1 protein-coding gene is annotated in these 20,323 nt (G+C 58.8%); it reads right to left on the bottom strand.

The window, feature by feature from the left end; all coding sequences use genetic code 11:
• Positions 1–17 precede the first annotated feature (17 nt).
• Positions 18–19,922: an LEPR-XLL domain-containing protein gene (locus tag GSF27_RS01150; RefSeq protein WP_160964882.1), complete on the bottom strand. Its 19,905-nt coding sequence runs from the start codon at positions 19,920–19,922 to the stop codon at positions 18–20.
• Positions 19,923–20,323 lie beyond the last annotated feature (401 nt).

Here is a 20,323-nt window from a genome sequence, read left to right as displayed (position 1 = left end):
TACCAATCGCAATGTGGTCAGCTGACCAGCTGCCACTCTTCACCGGTATTGATTGTCTCCGCACCGGCTACAAGCTCCGCAGATGCCAGCTCCTCATCCGACAGTTCGGCCAGCTCCAGACTCTCCTCCTCCAGCAACCAGGTTTCCCCGCTCATCACACTATCCCCGAGCTCTTCGCTGGTGGAAGGCGTGGCCGAAGAAGCGGTCGCCGTGATAATGGTAGTGGATTCAGAATCTTCAAACTCCAGGGTCGAAACGCTGAGTTCGCTGTCATAATCCGCCCCGCCTTCGTTACCCGGGTCACCCGGTACCGCGTCGCCGGTGTCGTTTTCCGGTGGCAAGCCCGGCGGTTGCGGATCGAGGCCGTTACCGACGCCATTGTTGGCGCGACCAAGAATACGGGTCACGGTAAAGGTGGTGTCGTCGGCAACCTGATCACCATCGGCATCGACGGCTACCAGCTCAAAACTGATATCCAGAACCACAGCAGTTTCGTCGTAGGTTTTCTTCTGCGCCACGAAGGTCCAGGTGCCGTCGTCGTGGACCGTCAGGTCACCCACATAGTCGGTATCAAATACCACTTCGATGGTTTCACCAATGGCGTACTGCTGGCCATTGACCACCACCATAATGGCGCCATCGGCATCAGCCCCCATATCCACATTCCAGGTGCCGCTGTGAACTTCACCGCCCTTGTAATTGCCGATGTAATCGTTGGTGGAGAGCCCCACTACCGGCTCATCGTCCAGCACGCTGATACCAACCGTCTGGGCAACGCTGTAACCCCAGCTGTCCATCAGAACCAACGACACACCGCTGATGGACAGGCTGTCCACATTGACCATATCTTCGTGGGACATGGCCCCCAGCAGCGTCGCGGTCAGTCGCACCACCCCTTCGGATTGCGCCTGGATCATGTTCTCGTAGGTGAGAGTCAGCTGGATAACATCCCCGGTTCCGTCGTTACCGATCAATGCCCCGCTCTCATCAATACGCCAGCTGATCGCCGCCGCGTTATCCAGGCCGTCAATCTGTATGCCGGAGGTGTCGCTGTTAAACGCCACGGTTGCCAGGGCGAAGGTGCCGGTCTTCACGGCGAGGTCAATGGATTTCTCGTCCACGATCAGGTCTTCGTCGAGCACCACGGTACCGGTTTCGATCTGGGCAAAGACCACTGCCGGGACCTCCACAGCCAGGCCGAATTGCACTGCGGCTGTGTCCTGGTCGCTGTCGGCCACCATGATCTCCACACCCAGCTGATAGAGCGCTGCAGCACCATCCACCGTCCAGAGATCCGGCAAGGCCTGCAACTGCCAGGTGCCATCGGAAGATACAGTCAACTGACCGATCTGGCGCCCATCCCCGAACACCGCAATAGCGGTATCCAGAGCATAGTCCATATTGTCGACCCTGACGCCAAGCAGGCCGAGTCCGTCAGCTCCGGCATCGTAGCTCCAGGTACCGCTGATGGTTTCACCCTGCAGAACCTGTGACACCGGCTGGTTAGCGCTGATGGTGGGCAGAGAGTCATACACGGTCACAGTGGCTGACTGGTGCAACTCGAAGCCGGCACTGTCGATGGCCACCAAACCGATGCCACTGATGGTCAGCTGGTCAACATTGAGGGAATCCTCATGAGCCAGGGCGCCCATCAAAGTCACGCTGACGGTCACCTTGCCGCTGGTGAGCGCCGCGATCCGGTCGGCGGATACTTCCAGCATAATCACATTACTTATGCCGTTGTTGCCTACCAGCGCCCCGTCCACCAGCGACCAGTTCATCACGGCTGCGTCGTCCAGGCCGTCCAATTGGATGGTAGAGAAGTCGTTGTCAAACCCTACCGATACCAGATCCAGGCCACCGGCGGTATAGGTCAGCTCCACGCTGTGAACGTCGGTTGTGGTGGTATCGGTCACACTCAGGAACGCGTCCTCGCCGATGGCGGGGATCTCCGGTACCTTGGCACCGATCAGGGTGACATTGCCAGAACCGCTGACACTATCCAGATCGCTGTCCTGCAAGAAGACCATAAAGTTAATGACATAGCTCTGGTTGATGTAGAGATCCTGCAAACTGTCGGCTCCAACAACCTCCCAGACTCCGCTGGACTTCACGGTCAAGGTGCCCACCTGCACGCCGTCCCTGACGATGGCAATGGCCTCATCCAGTCCGTAGCCGATACCATCCAGCAGCACGGTGTAGTCACCCGGCAGATCTGCGCCAACCATTCCACTCCAGCTGCCGCTTAGCAGTTCACCGGCACTGCCGGACAGGCCACCGCCTTCAACGCTGAGCTGCGGCACCGCATCCGCCACCATAATCCGCAAACCGCTGCTGGCAGATTGCCCGGTGGCGTCCGTGGCCAGCAGAGTAATCCCGGTGATGGCCAGCGTATCCACATTGATAATGCTCTCGTGACTGAAAGCGCCCAGCATGGTGGCCGTTACCCTTACGTTGCCACTGCTGTTGGCCGCAATGGGGGCAGCCACGATTTCCAGTCGCAGCACATCCTGGTTACCGTCGTTAGCGACCAGCGCCCCGTTTACCACAGACCAGTTAACGGTGGCGGTGCTGGCCAGCCCGATCATCCGGATAGCACTGGTATCTGTGTCAAAGGCAAAGCCGGTCAGGTCGCTGTCAGCGGCGGTGAACACCAGATCAATGCTGCTCTGATAGCTGCTCAGGGTATCCTGCAACAGCAGAACCCCGTCTTCGTCCCGGAGGATTTCGCCAGCGTCGGGCAAGGTGTCAAAGGCGATCTCATTCAGCTCACCGGGCATCAACACCGCCGCCACCAGTTTCACCTCGGCCCTGTTCACGCCCACAGGCATATTCCCGGCACTGCTGAGGATTACCTGATCTTCCGGTTCACCGGAGGTGCCGTTGTAGCCATCGAGGATCAGCACTGGTTTGTCACTGCCAGGGCTCTCCTCAACATCGGTGCCGTCGATGGTACGGGTAGCCGTCGTGAAATGATCCAGCGCTGCCACCTGGGCACCAGCATCACGCTTGCTGCCGAAGTACTGCCCCAGGGCGTAGGTATCCACCCCTTCCCCACCGGCAAATACCAGCTCGGTGTGCACAAAGCTGTCAACCGCAAAGTAGTCATTGCCACTGCCACCTGCGATCCACAGGCGATCCAGATTGGTACTGATGTTGATCCGCTGCACACTCTCCGGACCACCGCTGGTGGTGGCATCCGGCAAGGTGCCGTTGATCACCGATACCATATTGAAACTGCCGGGATAACTGGCCACACCGACGGTTTCCCGCAGCAGGAAAATATCGTCACTGTCGTCGGCACCGTGGATAGCAACGGCATCCACAGCGTCGCTGTCGATGTTGATCACGTATTGATTGGAGGTGTCGCCGGAGCCGTGGGTGTAGATGGTAACGTGATCCACACCGTCACCGCCCACCAGGTTGAGCACATCGCGTCCGGTGATGCTGCCGTCGACCTGGCTTTCGATGGGGGCCGACATGGGGGCAAGACGGGTGACCATCAGGGTGTCATTGTTATCCCCTCCAAAGGCAGTAACGATTCCAGACAGGGTCGCCCCCCTGAAATGAATCAGGTCCTGATCGTCAGCGCCGTAAATCGAAGCCCCATCCTGCGTGGCGATAAGACCCTCAAACAGTAGATGAGCGCCGTCATCATCGGGCGTCACATTGGAGGCCCGGTCGCCACTCACGGTCATCCAGTAACCGCCAGTGACATTTGTCCTTTCCACCTCAATATTGATATGCGACTGCGAAAACAGCGCGATCTGCCCATCCAGTTCCATGTCACCCACAAAATAGGTGATGGTATCGCGTGGGATCTTGATCGCATCACCATAGAGCGCCAGTGTTGAACCGGCAATCATCTGACTGTCTGCGGCCGCATGGAAATCATCCGCCACGTAAATTTCCACCGCCCCTTGCGCGGATATAACCCCACCCTCAATCAAATGCAGCAGTGTGGCCTCATCCACCTCCGGATTCTGGTCGCCCATATGCAGGTTAATATCGGCCCCGGAAACCAAAGACTGAACATGCAACGTGCCGGATTGCTCAACAAGATAAATGGTTTCGTCGGAAAACGCGTTCAACACCCCGTAACCTGTAACTATATCGAGATAATAGTCCGGGGAGCCTATAGTGCCGCCACTCGCTGCCAGCGAAACATTAACGCCCTTAACATCAAACTCTTCGTGCAGACCGGGTTCACCCGCCAGGATACTGCCGTTTACAGTTTCAATACCGGCGTCACCTCCCGCGGCAATCTCGCCAATGGACAAATCTCCCCGGGTTTGCGTGAGATAGATATCGCCCGTCGCCCTGGCGGTGACCTTGATAGTGCTGGAGTCCTGATCGTATGGCGCAATCTCGAGAGGGTTATCGACGCTGCCGATAAAGTCAGACCGGCCTATATAAACGCTATGGGCCAACACATCGGCCTCAGGGTCCCCATAGGCGTCTACCACTCCACCATCCAAAGCCGTCAACACCACGGGGGTGCTGAGGGACAACTCGTAGCTGGTGGCGATACGGCCGACGCGAAGATCACCGGTGGACTCTGTCACCGCCACGCTGCCAGTGTTGGTCACATTAATGGCACCGTCACCCAAGATATCCGAGGTCAACCTGAGGTCTATCGGCTTTTCTCCAAGGCCGCTGAAGCTGATATTGCTTGCAGAAATATCTGCTATCAACATTGAGTCGATCTGCTCACCCACATCACCGAAACTCACTTCAATGGGAGCGTCTGCCACGCTACCCACCTTGCCAGTAGAGTAGTGGCCGCTGTAAAAGCCCGATTCCGCGCTGATGGTGGAGTCATTGTTCTGCGCCGTTACGCCAATGGCACCACCAGTCACTACATCGTCGGAACGTGTAAATGGCGACAGGTAAACAATGTTCACATCACCCAGGGTATCTATTTCGAGCGGGTTCTCTGCGTTCACAAAGAAACTGGCGTTATCCCTGATTACATAATTAGCGATTAACAGCGACACATCGAAGAGTGCATCGACTTCCAGTTTCGCCTCGGTGGCATCCGACACCAGCGCCACCAGCGCATCGACCGAACCGATGGTTGCGCTCAGCGCTACCTCCTGGCTTTCGATAAATGACGAAAATAATCCGCTGCCTGCCAGCTTGATCGAGCCGAGGGCAGAGGTCACCGTGGTACGTCCTTTGGAGTTATCAATATGTCCTGCCAGGCCAACATCCGTCAGACCATATATATTGATTTCGGAGCCATCCACCTCAAACGCTATATCGAAGCTCAAAGTGCGGGTATTGGCGTCTATGGTGATTTCCGCCCCATCAGAGCCACCGCCCTGACCATACATATCAATGTTATTGATGGTCATGTCGTAGGCGCTGTAATTGGCAATCTCCAGCAAACCACCTTGGGTGTTGTAGAAAAAGGTTCCATCACTGCCGGTGACGGTGCGGTTGTTCCCCTGGCTGTTGGCTTCGATCACGGTTTTACCGTACTCCAGTGGCTGACCGCTGATATCGTCAACGTAGAAATCATCCGTGATCTGATAACCGGTACCATAACCACCGTTAACGGTTACCCCCTGGGTCGCCAGTACCAAACCACTCCCGGAGACCACAAGACCAAATGGTTTGCGGATGGCGGAGATATGAACATCGGCATCCCAGTTCACCTCGGAGACTGGATTACGGCTGTTGTTGGTATGGATGGCCCCGATCATCACATCGTGCTGGCGGCTGTTGATGGTGTTATTGCCGTCCTCGGCAATCACCACCAGCGCCCGGTCGTCCTGGGCGTCGGCACCGGCATAGACAGTAGTACCCGCCGCCGCATTGATGGTGGACCAGGTGTTGACACCGGACTGCGCCCAGCCCTCGCCTCCACCCAGGGCGATAATGTACATGGTGGTGCTGGTATCAAAAGTGTTGTCGACGTTCAGGGCCTTGATCTTGACGCCATCGCTGCCGGTCAGGGTGGCGGCACCGGACAGGCTCACATCAGCGTAAAGGTTGGCCGTAATTTTGGCGGCCGCCGTGCCGCCGGCAAAGAGACCGCCCATGCTCAGATGAGCTGTGGAATCCAGGTCAATGCCGGTGTTTTTGGCCTCGATCAACAACTCATAGGCTTCCAGGCTCGCCTGTTCACCGATGGAGACGCCAGTGTGTGCGGTGAAGGATGTCTCGTAATCACCGCGGGCGTTGATCTGCAGGCCGGCCACCACGCCTCCGTTGGAGGCGGTGGAGGAGTTGCTGGCCAGCCCGCCGGTAATCGCCTGTACACTCAAACCCGGCAGTGGGTTGCCATCAAAATCCGTTACCCCGCGGCCAGCCGCTACCAGGGTGGAGGAGCCATCGATAATAACCTTGTTCTGCTGGATATTGACGGTGGTATCGGCGTTGGCAAAGTTGAGATCCACCAAACCGCCACCACGGCCGTTGGCGACCGTGGTCATGTTGGGTGCTGTCTCTGCCTTGATGGCTATGGCGTAACCGGCATCCAGTACCGCATCGGTAATATGGACCGTCTGGTTTTCGGTGTAATCGAGGAATGATCCCGTATTTTTGCCACCGCCGAGCACACCGATACCCACCAGCCTATTGTCTATGGAACCAAAGGTTTTGTTTTCCGAGTCTACCAGTATGCCGCTTTGCGCCAGCAGCTCACCTTCGATGGTGGTATCCAGGGTCACGTCAATTGTCAGGTGCCCTTCACTGGTGCCGACATTGACCGCACCACCACTGGTATTGCGCAGGGTTAATGATGACTTGCTGTCACCTACATCGTTAAGGACTTCACTCAGGCGAACGCCATCCTCTCCCAATACCTCAATGTCCTTGCCCGCCAGTTGGCTGAAGTCCAGCAGCGCCTGGAACTCACCCCAGGAGCGCGACAGGTTGAGGCCCTCTCGGCTGAAGGTCACGGTGCCCTCGCGGGCCACAAACTCCAGCGCGTCACCGTTTTCCGTCAACGACAGGTTGAGGTAGCCGTCACCAGCTACGGTGTCGATCACGTAATAGCCGTGGCCGTGAACCAACCCATCTACACCCACCAACTGGCCATTGACCACTTTGTGTATGGAACCCAGATCCAGAGTCGGGTCTATCTCACCGTCAATACCGTAAGAGCCCGGATTGGCCTCGTACCATTCGATATTTGCCCAGACATTGACCTCATCGCCGACATTGTGGGTGGCATCCGCCACCAGGTAATGCAGGGTGAACAGGTTGTCATCCACCACAACGACGGAATAACGTCCGGGATTAATGGCAGTCAGGCCTCCGGCATTACCGTTGGCCGACTGATATTCCACAATATCGCCGGTGGCGTAGCCATGTCCCGGCACGTAAATGTTGTTGGATCCCTCTTCAAACTCGTACTGGTCAATGGTGGTGTTACCGTTGCCCCGCTCGAAATCCCTCTCCACGGGCACCTTGCCCAGCATGGAGGCGGACACGGTCTCTACCAGACCCTCTTCGTAGTAGGTGATGTAGTCACCCACCTGGAACTCTGTCGAGCGAATACCCCCATCCCAGTAAATATCACCGGGGTTCTTGTTAACACCTAGCTGGTCAAAATCGGCTTTGGTCAGTTGATCACTGCCATTGGCAACCGCAAGATCCTGCAGTTTGAAGGTGAACGCATCAATCACCGTGACGCGATACTGGCCCGCCAACCCGTCGTCCAGCAGAGGCGTAATGCGCTGTTCACCCAGCTCCACCTCCAACACACCCGAGACGTTGATAAACGGCGTTCCCAAGGGAGCCAGATCGATCGCCACACCGGCTTCGGCATCCACCAGACTGTTCGCCAGACGAATATGGCTTTCGTCAATAACAATGGCGTAATAGTCCCCCACCGGCAGACCAAGCACCGGTACATCCTCGGAGTTCACCTCAACCCGCATGCCGGTGGTGTAGTTATGACCAGCGACAAAAATGGAGTTGACCGGGCCTTCCCCTGTGTCGAAGGTTATGTCCGCATAGGAGAAGGTTTGCTGCTGCTGGAAGGTAGCGGCGCTGGCGGTGTTAGCAGACAGGTCTACCCAGACTCCCGCGTCAGCATTCTCCAGGGAGGTGGCAAACTGCAGATAGTCGCCGGTCACAATGACAAAGTAGAACTGGTTATCCAGTAGCCCACTGATACCGGACTGTACTGGCACACTTACCCGCACCTGATCACCGGTTTTTAAATTGTGTCGTGGGTCAAACAGGCTGTCCGGGGGCACTTCCAGTCCGTCATCCTGCAGATTGAAATCATCACCGCTGATCCACTGCGGGTGAAAATCCACCACGCCGGCAAGGGCAATGCTGCCGTTACCCGGCGTTGCAATATCCACAGGGCTGCTGTCCAGCGTCTCCAGCGTTACCCATTGGTTGATCACCGATGCGACACGATAGGTTTCAGCAGCCGACAAACCACCGACTTGCTGATCACCGGCCAGATAGCGGACCTCATCCCCCACCTGAAAATCGTAACCCTCCAGCAACAGCGCATTGGCGGCTACATCTACCTGACCTGTGTCGAAGCGGGACTGGGTGTAGTAGTACAACGCCGGCTCAAAGGTCACCTGCAGGTCAAACGCCTTGCCGGAAAAGGCATCGGCCTTGCTTTGTGCCAGCTGGATAAAGTCATCGCCCTGGGCAATGACGGCAAAGGTTTTTCCGGTCCAGTTACTGCCCACCCCTACCGAGCCGGCAAAAGTGATCATGTCACCGGTAACCAGGTTGTGTCCGGGGATGTAAAAACTGTTAGCCGGTTGTCCGCTCTCCTCCGACACCCAGTCGGCGTAGCGGACATCGCCGGGCTCATAGGATAGGCTGCCCGCAACTGTAATGGTGCCGTCCTCGTCGCCCCAACGACTCAGGTCAATCAAGCGCTGGACACCCGGGTAGGTATCGGCCAGGGTTGCGGCAAAGCCAAGGTAGTCACTGCCCCGGGTAATAGCGTAATAAACCTGGCCATCCACCAGCCCTTTGATCGGTACGTCACCGGCGGAATAGACAAAGGCGTCGCCGTTCTGCAAACCATGGTTGGGAATGTATATCGAATTGGCCGGGGTCCAGATGGTGCCCTGATCGTTGTAGTTGATACTGCCACCGCCAAATACCAGTGACTCCGGATCGGTAATGGTAGCCACATCACCGGTGACAAAGTTGTGTGGCTGCTGCACCGTAATGGTGTCGCGATCGGTATCGATCTCCTGCCCGAGAATAACGGTACCGATGGAAACCGTTTCCCGATCAACGCGAATCACCGACAGGTTACGATCCAGATATTCACCACCCACCGGCTCCGCGGTCGGGTCCGCGACGACGGTGCCCACTTCGTGCAACTGAATCACATCCCCGGTTTTGAGATTGAGGATTTGATACAGGAGTTGCACCGAGTCAGCGGCCACACTTTCGCCGGCTGCCGTTACCCAGTTGCCCTCAGCATCACCGTAGACCAGTACCCTGTTACTGGTAGGCTCGCCATTGTCATCCAGTTCATATACCGGCGCACCGGTCACGGGATCAACCTGGTATCCCATTAACTTATTGGAAATAACATCACGCCGATAGACCTTGATCAGGTTGTCATCGGTCAGGTAATCGTTATTGACTACTGTGGACACAACCACTTCCGCCTGCCCGGACTTGGTGTAGACCGCAATATCACCGCCGGACGACAGGCGGGCGTTGTCACTGACCGAGGATGTTGTGGTGGGCGTGACTGTGACAAAGCCTGTGGATCCACCGGCGGAGACAATACCCACACTGACGGACTCGACGAAAGCGTCACCCTCAATATCACTTTCAGCCTTAACCGTGATGCTCAAGCCGGCAATCATCTCCACACCGGTATCCACGGCCGCATCCACATTGGCGGTCACGGTGGTAGTGGCGTTGGTGCCCCCGACCGCCACACCACCCACCGCAACCGCCAGGGTCTGGGCATTGGCCAGCTTGTCGCCCTTGGCAGCCACGGTGATATCGGTAGCGCGAATGCGGCTGTTACTTTTCACGGTCGCAGATGTGTAAGAGTCGGTAATGGCCGCGTTGGCAAACATCAGGCCCGCGGCTACCGCACCACCGGCGCCGCCCTTGGTAACGATATCCAGGTTACTGGAGCTGTCAGCCTGTATATCGACCTTGCTGTTGGCGGTTATATCGGAACCCTCTCCAACGTAGGCAACAGTATCGCGCTTGTCGGTGCCGCCGGAGTAACCCACAGACACCGCGATGCCACCGGCGCTACCGCCGGTGGCCATTGCATTGTTATCGCCGCTGCCGCGATCAATATCACCGATTTCCAGCAGGCCAATGGCCTGCACGGTGACATTCTCCACCGCGCCCGGGGTGGCGGCACTGCTGATCACCGTGCCGCTCAGCAGGCCGGCCGTGGTATGGCCGTCGCTGGAGACAATAGTGGCGGCACCACCGCCGGCGCCAAAGGCGGCTGCTGAAATCTGGATAGTCTCAGCGAAGAGACCAATATCGGAACTGGCCAGAACGGTTACGTCTCCGGCCTCGACAATACTGCCTCCAAGCTCTGCCGTTACCGAGCTGTAATCCGACAGCACCACCACGGTAGCCGACAGTGCTACGCCAATGGCGCCGGCGCCGGCAAAACCGGTAAACTCGGCTCGCTCTATCAGCAACGCGCTGACGGTGACATCACCGGCGCTGTAGATACGGCCACCGCTGCCGACGCTGGCCAGCACATCGTTGTCGAGGGTAGCCACACCGACACCACCGGACGCGGCCACACCGCCGATGGCGGCGCCGCCCACCACCGCTTCAAAGTTGGCATTCTGGTAGGCCATCACGCCCACGTTACCGCTGGCGGTGATGCTGGCGTTGGCGCCTACCAGGGCGCTGGTACCGGTGGGGATGGTGTTGCTGGTACTGATGCTGCCCGCAGTCGGGGTTTGCGCCGTTGCAGTAATGCTGGAGGTGTTGTTGTTGAGCTGGGCCAGGTTCTCGTCACCGCCGCTGTCACCACCGGTCTTGAGACCCGCCAGCAACTCACCCACACCGCTGTTGATGGCATCGCTGGATTCCTGCTTGGCGTCCAGATTGGAGGTGGACGCATCGTTCTCGTCCTGTCCCGAAGGCACGGTGGTGGCGTTGCTGTTAACCTCCTCCCCTTCACCATCGGTGTAGCTGTAGCCACTGCCGCTCTTGTCGCCACCAATATCAAAAATGCCCACCGCGACCGCCAGCGCACCACCGCCACCGGCGCCGCCAAAAATCACGCCGTGAACATCCTGATCGGAAAGGGCTTCTACCGAGACATCACCGGCGGCACTGACGCTGCCATTGAGGTAGGCGGCGGTGTCGTTGTTCACCGTCAGTACACCCACACCCACGCCGGCGCCCACCAGCCCTATGCCCATACCACCGGAGACCACATCCACTTCAAGCACGTTATGGGCGGCTACCTGTACATTCTGCTGTCCGGCCGGTTCTTCACCGGCGGCATAGCCTTTCTGGTTGATGCGGGCACCGGCGTTGATACCGGCGATGGTGTCGGAGTCCACCTCCATCACCGACGCCGAGCCGCCCACCGCCACAACACCGGCCGCGGCACCAAAGGCCACCTGATCCAGGTTTTCGCTGGAAGTAGCCTGTACCAGCAGCCCCTCTACCCCATCGGTGCTGCCGTGCAGCGCCCGGGCATCAATGGAAACATTGTCGCCCACGGTGGCCGTGGTGGTTTTCTCCAGCACGATGACACTGATACCGGGACTGACCGCGCCCACGCCACCGGCCACACCGCCATCGAGGGTGTCAATATTGGTGTCATGGCCGGCCAGTATCTGCACATTACCGCCGGCGTCCAGCATGGCGCCGCCCGCCACTGTGGCGCTGGTGGTGGCCTCCAGTGAGATCACTGTCACCGCCGGTGCGACGGCGATGTAGCCACCGGCGATCGACAGCACCAGGGACTGCACATCCTCTTCTGTATCGGCAGCAATGGTAATATCACCGCTGGCCACAATATCGGCATCGCCAACACTGGCCCGTGTGTCGGTGGTCAGGGCTTTTACATCACCCACCAGGCCGACACTGCCACCACCGGAAAGGGCAACTGCCGCCAATACGCCCATGTGGTCCAGCGCATTGCCGGCAGCAATATTCACTGCTTGCGAGTCACTGGCGGAGCCGGCACTGTCGAGGTTAATGGTGACACCATCAGCAACAGTGGCATGGGTGGTGATATTGGCCACATCCACCCCGACCACGGCGGCTACGCCGGCGCTACCGGCAATGGCAATACCACCGGTAATGGATTGCAGGTCGTCAAGGCTGACCGCGGTTATCGACACACCGGTAAAGCCGCTCGCCGTATCAGCGGAGTAATCCCGGGCCACATACATCCCGGCTTCCGACTGGTCCACCTGCGGCATAGCCAGATTGAGGCTGCCATCAATAACATCGGTGGGGGTACTTACCGAGCCACTGTCGGTGTTGATAAAGCTGGAGCCGGCACCACTTTTACTGGAACTGACGCTGCCGGTGTGAACCGTAATGCCCGGCAGGTTCGCGTGCGCGACCACCGAGGCACCCTCCAGCACCGTAGCGGTCACCGCCTTGGTGACAATGGGAATATCAAAGGTGCCGACGATGGCCGCCGTGCCGGCACCGGCCAGGGAGGCGCCGATCATATCGATCTCGGTATCCTGCAACGCATCCAGCACCACCGAACCTTCGGCAGCCACCCTGGCGTTCTCACCGATGGTGGCGTGGGTATCGAGACCCAGCACATAGACCGCACCGTTAACCCCCACCGCCGCAGTCCCGGCGCCGGCAATACCAATCGCCACCGATACAATCTGTTCGCTGGCCAGGGCCTCCACCAAGACGTTACCACCCGCCGTAGCGGTGACACCGGGATCGCTTGCCACATAGGCGCTGCCATCGTCCGGGTCGCCAAGATTGGCGTGGGTCGACTTGATGACACTGGCCACATCAAAACTGGCGCCCACCGCCGCAGTACCACCACCGGCCACATTGCCGGCGATGTTATAGAGTTCGGTGTGGTCTTCGGCCTTGACCCGGATATCGGCACCGGAGTCGATGGTCACACCATCGTGTACATGGGCAATGGTGGTTTCGTTAATCACCGACACCGCCACCGTGCCGGCCACACCGGCGGTGCCACCGCCGCTGCCCTGCACTGCCACGCCGACGATTTTCTCCTTTGATTCCGCGGTGACGCTGACACCGCGATGCACGGTAGTGCCGTTGGGTCCGCTGCGACTGAAACCACTGCCCAGCGCCAGTCCGGTCAGCGCCGCGCCGGTGGCCACCTCGGCGCGCACATCGTCATCCCGCACCAGCAGGAAGGCACTGGCACCGGCGCCCACCTTGCCGCCGGCGGCAATACCGCCCGCGGCACTGGCAATCAGGGCATCACTTACCGCACTGACTACCAGAGTGTCATCCGCAGTCAGAAGCGCGTCATTACCCACCAGCGCACGAACTGTGGCGCTCTGTACCGCCACTCCAAGAGAGATTCCTGCCCCCACATCACCGCCGGCGCCGACAGCGGCATCCACCATAATCAGATCAAAATCGTGCCCCGCCGTAATGGCAATGTCATCGCCGGCGGTGATACGGGAATGTGACATCGCCTGGGCATAGACGTAGTCATTGAACACCGGCACCGAGACGGCTCCGGCAGCACCCACACCCTTGGAGAGCCCGCCATTGAAAATAATTTCGATCAGCTCGGCATCCAGGCTGGCATCCACCAGCACCGAACCACCGGTGGACAGCTGCGCATAACTGCCAATCCCGGCCTTGACCGTGCGCTCGTGGGTGGAGACATTGAGGGATGCACCGATAGCCAGCTTGCCCATACTGGCGCTGACACCACCCACCACATTGACACCCAGCACCCGGTAATCCGCTGCCACCACGATGCTGCCGGCGCCGCCGGCACTGGCACTGGCAAAATGGGAATCGGTAGCGGCATCGGTACCGATGTAAGCCAGGATTTCGCTGGAGTTGGTGTCGATAATCAGGGAGCCCTGCAGGGCAGTGCCCCTGGACGCAGACACACCCACCGCAATATTGATAATTTCGTCATCGCCAACCGCTTTGACCAGCAGGCCATCCACCGTAACCGCGCCCAGCGCCAGGTCACCGATATGAGTGGCATCGCCCTGGGCGTTGGCGGTCACCGCCACACCGTCGTCGATATGAGCCTGCACCTTGCGGTCGTAGATATCGCTGCTGGCGGCGGCAATACCCACGGCGGTTTTACCACCCAATGCAATACCACCAGTTACCATCACCATGCCGACGCGATCGTCAGCAATAATGGCGACGTTGTTATCTGCGCTTACCACCGAATCATTGCCAATGCGGGCATCCACATCGGAGGTGGTCATGTGCAGCGCCAGCTGGCCGGCAATACCCAGCTCTTTCAGGCTGATGCCGGCGCTGGCCACCACGGAGATTACATCCAACTCATTGTGCGCCAATACCAGTACATCACCACCGGCCATCACGCTGGAATTATCGATGTAGGCGTGCACCTCATCGTCACTGTGGGAGACACCCACCGCCGCACCGACGCCCGCCTTGCCGCCCAGGTTGACGCCCACCGCACCGGCTACGGAGACCAGCAGGGTATCGGAGCGCGCCTTGAGGGAAGCGTCACCACTGACATCCACCACACTGTTGGTCAGCCTGGCCCCGACCTTGTTGTCGAAAATATTGACGTTAAAGGAGCCTGCCACCGCCGCATCGGAATTGGTGGAACCGGAACCACCGGCGCTCACTACCACCATCAGGTCGTTGCGGTCGGCATCCATATCCAGCCCCGCCCCGTGAATCACAGCGCCGTTTACCAGCGCCTCCACCTCGCGACTGAACACCGTGACATCAAAGGCACCGGCCAGCGCCGCCTTGCTGCCATCGGTGGACTGCTCCAGCATGCCGCCGCCGGCCACCAGTATGGAGACCCTGTCCTGCTCTGCCTGCACTTCCACTTCGCCGCCTGCCGACACCGAGGCTCCGGCACCGATAGCCGCAGTCACTGTAACGCTGGAAACATCCACATTGGCGGCACCCGCAATACCAACACGAGTGGCGTCCAGGCGGTCCTGCTGATCCTTGGCCACCCGGGTCAGCCACACCAGATCGTGCTCACCGCTGTCCTGGGTGGGTGCAGGCTTTTCAGTCTGGTGGCTGCCGGCAAGGTTGACTGCCACCACCACCTCTTCGCCACGGGCCGTCACCGACACATCGTTGCCGGCCTGAATATTGGCCTGGGCGGCATCTGTTATTGCCGCTGAATTATCACCGACACTGCTGCCTTCCAGGTTGGTGACCAGCGCACGGGTTGTGGTGTTCAGAACATTGACACCCACCGCGGCGCCGACGGCGATACCGCCTTCCACTTCGGTACCGGCAAGGCCGGCGTTGACCTGCAGGAAATCACTGTGGGCGTGCAAGCCGATATCAGTGGCGGCGAGAATACGGGCGGACTCATCCACCAGGGTTTCGGTAGTGGTGTTGATCACATCGACGGCCACACTGCCGGCGATGCCGGTGGAGCCGCCGTCAGCGCCCATCTCTGTGATATTGATGTGTAACTGGCGGGTGTCGGCATTGAGGTTGACGCTGTCTTCAGAGGTGATCAACGTGGCACCTTCTGCCACCCGGTTGCGGGCCACGCTGTCGAACACCCGGATACCTACACTGGCACCGACACCGCCGTCACTGCCGCTGGTGCTGGCACCGTCGTCTGCACCGCTGATGTGGGAAGCCGCCGACCAGAAAATATCCCACAGGCTGGTGAGGCCGGTCATGTTGATGGTGTCCATCTCGGCACGGCTTTCCACGTCCAGCGTATTTACGGCCGTAATGGAAGCATCCTCACCGATGCTGACGGTGCCGGTATTGTGGATTTCAAAAATACTGATATTGCCGGCAATGCCGTATTTCGCCGACTGGGTTTCGTTGGAGACCTGTTTGGTTTTATCGGTACCGTCGGCATTGAACTTTGGCGTGGTGCCATCCTTCTCAAACACCACTTCGTCGTGTTTGGCGGTGGAGTTGTACTGTCCTCCAGCGCCGGAGTTTACGTAAGTGGTGAGCAGGCCCGCTTCCGCGCCGGCCAGTCCCCATTTGCGATTCTTGGCCGCATCGAGGAAAAACAGCAAAGTATCCTTGGAGGCTTCCGCAAGATTGCCCGCGAAGGTGGTCTGCGCCTCGGCCAGTTTCTCCGCATCGCCATCGGCCGCCGCTTTATCCGCTTCAAACTGGGCGACGGCGTTGTTGTAATTGGTGTAGAAGGTTTCGTCGAGGGTGATATTGTTGGGAATAAGTGCATTGGCACCCAGATAAATACTTCCACCCGCCTCCAGATCTGCATCCGCCAGGATTCGGGTATTGGCGGTATTGTCGTAACGGGCAAAGGCAATGCCCGCCGCCGCCGCGATCTCCGCGCCGGACTCCGCACAGGCCGCAGCACCCACAAACGGTTTATCAACCGCAGTGGCAAATACGTTCAGGTCACCATCGGCGCTGATGCCGCCGCTGCCGGCCTGATCCCGGGTGCTGGCGACAATAACATCGGCGGTGTTGTTGCTGACCAGCACCGAAATCCCCGCCGCCATTTCAAACTTGCCAGGGTTTTCGTTGGCGAGATCTGACAGAGCGGTGGCATCCCGCAAGGCGGTCTGCCGGGCCTTGATGGAGTCCACGAAGCCACCGAGGGCACCTGCCAGGCCGCCGGAACCCTGGGTGGTATTGCGAATCCAGGCGGCGGAAGAGACGGCATTACCACCGGTGTAATCGCGCACAATTGAGCCATCCGGTTGCTCAACCTCATCATAGACAACCGTGGATTCCGCACTGATGTTGATATCGCCAGCCGATCCGGAATAGGTCGACAGATCACCATTGACCGTGGTGATGCTGTGACTGTCAGTGACGCTGACCGCTACCGCGGCACCGATGCCCATATTGGCGCCCGGCTCAAAGATAGTGGAGGAGGCGCTGACGCCGTAGTCGTACACATTGGTAGCGGCCACATCAATACTGCCAGCAACAATACCCGCGCCACTGGCTATGGTCACTGCCGAATCGGTATCTGCCATTCCCAGCGCAATAGCCACCGCCGGACCGGGCACGCGCACAAAGCCTATCGGCCCAAGAAACGATCCCGCGACTTGTGGCACCGCAAACTTGGAGAAGCCGGAGGGATCCAGCGCCGTACCCTCGCCCAGCAAGCCGCTGGCCACCGGCTGTGCCGGGTTCTGGATACTGCCGGAGGTGACACTCATGGACGCCTGCATGGTGTTATCGGCGCTGGCGGCCACCTCAGCCGCGCCGCCCGCGGTAATGCGGGCACCCTCAGCCATGGTCACCGACGAGGAGACGGTCGAACGCACCACGCTCACGCCCAACACCACACTGGGGGTTGAAGCTTCAACAGTGCCGGTCACGTCAGAAGTGACCGCCACATCACCACCGGCGGTTATGGTGCTGTTGCTACCCAGGTTCACACTGCCGTGGAGATCGCTGACCCACACTTTCAGACCGAAGTTGGTCAGCGCATCCAGCACCCCATTGTCGGTGAGTTTACCGAGAATACTTTCCCACAGGTTGCTGTTCTGGTTGTAAGCCTCGTCCAGTTCCGCCTGGGTCATGGTCAGCTCGCCCTGGTCGGTTTGGATGATCTCGCCGTTGCGATCCATCAAAACCAGTGGTGTATCTTCCAGGGCCAGATCGGTTTTCACCTTCTGGATCACCAGCTCCGGTGCCGCAGCACTGCTGAGATCAACCACCTCGCCGACGATATCGTCGGAGGCGATCAGCACCAGGCTGTGGTCATAAACTTCGGCAACGGTGTAGGTTTTGTTATTGCGCTCCGATCCCTGCACCACTATCTCGTCGCCGGCGGCAAAGCCTTCGTAGATAAAGCTGCCCAGCGTATGGCCCCGCACAGTGACACCGCCGGCGGCGATCCCGCCCGCCACGCTGTCCGCCGCGCTTAACGTCAGGGTAGAGGCAGTGACACCGGCAACCGTGTAGTTGCCGTTAAAACCGCCGGCATCGCGGACGGCGATGGTCTGTCCTGCCACAAAGCCGTCTGCAACCCAGCTGCCTTCAGCGCGGGAGATGGTGTCGCCGGCGCCATCAAAATGGGTAAAGGTCAGCGCGGGTGCGCCGTTCATGCGCGCATCGGGGTTTTCCGTGGGGACGGTGCGGGCAATCAGCGAGGTGCCGTCCTCGGCCACGCCGAAGACAACTTCGTCGTCGCCATTAAAACGCACAAACTGATAACCCTCTATCACCATGTCACCGGCATCGGTTTCGGTGGCTGCGGGCATGGTGGCGCCATCGCTGAGGTCTACCGTAACCACATCATCGGTTACCGCCAGCAAGCGATAGGTCTGGTTGCTGGCGGAGTTTGCTCCACTGACCTGCAGGTCCTGGCCCACCGCGAACTGGTCGGTCAGCCAACTGCCACCGGTGCGGGTGATGGTGCCGGTGCCATCACCCTGATCAGCAAACGTCATGGCGGTCCAGTCCGTGGCAACTGCCGCTTTGGCGTCCTCAATGGCGAGGTCAATCAGGGCTGCGGTATCGATACCCAGGAACATCTCCCGCTCGCCGTTGGTAATAACCGCCAGAGTGACGTTATTGGCACTGATAGTGGCGCTGTCACCCACATTCAGCACACCACGCACAATGGGAGCGCTGATGAATTCCTGAATGTTGGAGGCGTTCATGACGGTGTTGGCGTTGACGGTTACCGACAGGTCTCCGGCGATATCAATGTTGGCGCCGTCCAGAATGGTCACAGAGGAGCCGTCGTAATCCAGATCCTGTGATCCCTCCCAGCCCAGATAGGTACCGTCTGCTTCGTGAAGGCCGGAGATGGTGGATACCGTCAGGTTGCCACCGAGACCGGTGATGTCACCCAACGTCAGGTCGACGGTTTCGGCAATGGTGATATTACCCAGGTAAACCGTGGCATCGGTAAGCGTCGAGGTGAAACTGTCGGCCCCGCTGCCCAGTCCCAGGGTAATGGAAGCCACGTTGTTACCAAACACGTGGGTTTCAAACGCGCCATTGGCACTGCGAAGGGCAAAGGTACCGGCACCGGTGCCCGCCTCCAGCACGATCTCGTCGTCGCCGTCTCCGGTGTTCAGCACCAGGGCTGAAACCGATCCGTCCACATTAATGGGCTCCAGACCGGTGTAACTTAACAGCTTGCCATCCAGTTCAATCACACCCGACGACGCGTCAAATACTGTGGATGTCAGCTGGGAGAAACTGCCTTTGATCTCCAGAATATCGAAACCGGCCGCCCCGCCGTCAACGCCTCCCGAGAGACTGCCCGCCTCCTGCAACACAAAGGTATCTTCATTGCCGGCGCTGCCGGTCAGTTTCTCCATCCCATAAAAGGCGAGATTCACGCCACCAGAGACACTACCTGCACCCGTGCCGGCGATGTCCCAGACGGTGTCTGACTGGCTTTCAACCACCAGTTCGTCCAGGCCATCGCCCCCTTGCAGGGTGATGGCTGGCATAGTCTGGTCGCCAAAAGAAGTGGTATCCACGGTGATGCGATCGTCAGCACTGCCAAGATCGATGACAACCGAGCTCAGGGTATTGATATCGGCGCTGGCCAGGATTTCATTGTTGTTGGAGAGGTCGATGATCTGGAGTTTGGTCAACGCTGCCGTTGCATCGCCCGATAGCTGCTGCTCCTCCACCAGACGCATTACCACGTCGTGGTCACGGTCACTGCCGAGGCTTACCACCAGGTCGACACCCGGCAGATCCGCATTCAACAGCAGGCGCGGTTCCAGCGCTTCAAAGTACAACGCTTTGGCCGGGGCCGAACGATTGGCGGCGGCAATGGATTGGGGCAACTTCTTCTTCAAAAAGTGTTGCAGCTGTTTCCCGAGTGAGGATCCCATAGCGCTCTCATCCATGTAGTTTCGACGATCAGGCACAGGCTCACCAGAACATCCAAACAGACCTAATCAGCACACGTCGGCCAATTTTTATTAGTCCGGCCCCATCACCCGGACGGTGCGGATCGGAAAAATGCAAGACACAACACAGCGTTACAACAACCGGACGCGGACCAAACACGAAGCACCCCCCGGTTGAATAAATCGAGGGGAGAACCAGAAAAGTCGATTGGATTACGGATCTTACCGGGACGAACTCAATCGCCCCGACAGGACACCCCAAGGTCACGCAGAGCGATTACAGGAGAAACCAAACGCCAATCGAGCAAGAATTGCACCTGAAAATGCAACCCGCTGTTTTAATGTCATTTTTTGTCACCCATTACAGGGACAGCAACATCACG

This window comes from Pseudomaricurvus sp. HS19 (genome assembly GCF_009857815.1).
In the GTDB taxonomy this organism is placed as follows: Bacteria; Pseudomonadota; Gammaproteobacteria; order Pseudomonadales; family Cellvibrionaceae; genus Pseudomaricurvus.
This window is presented reverse-complemented; position numbering and strand designations above follow the sequence as displayed.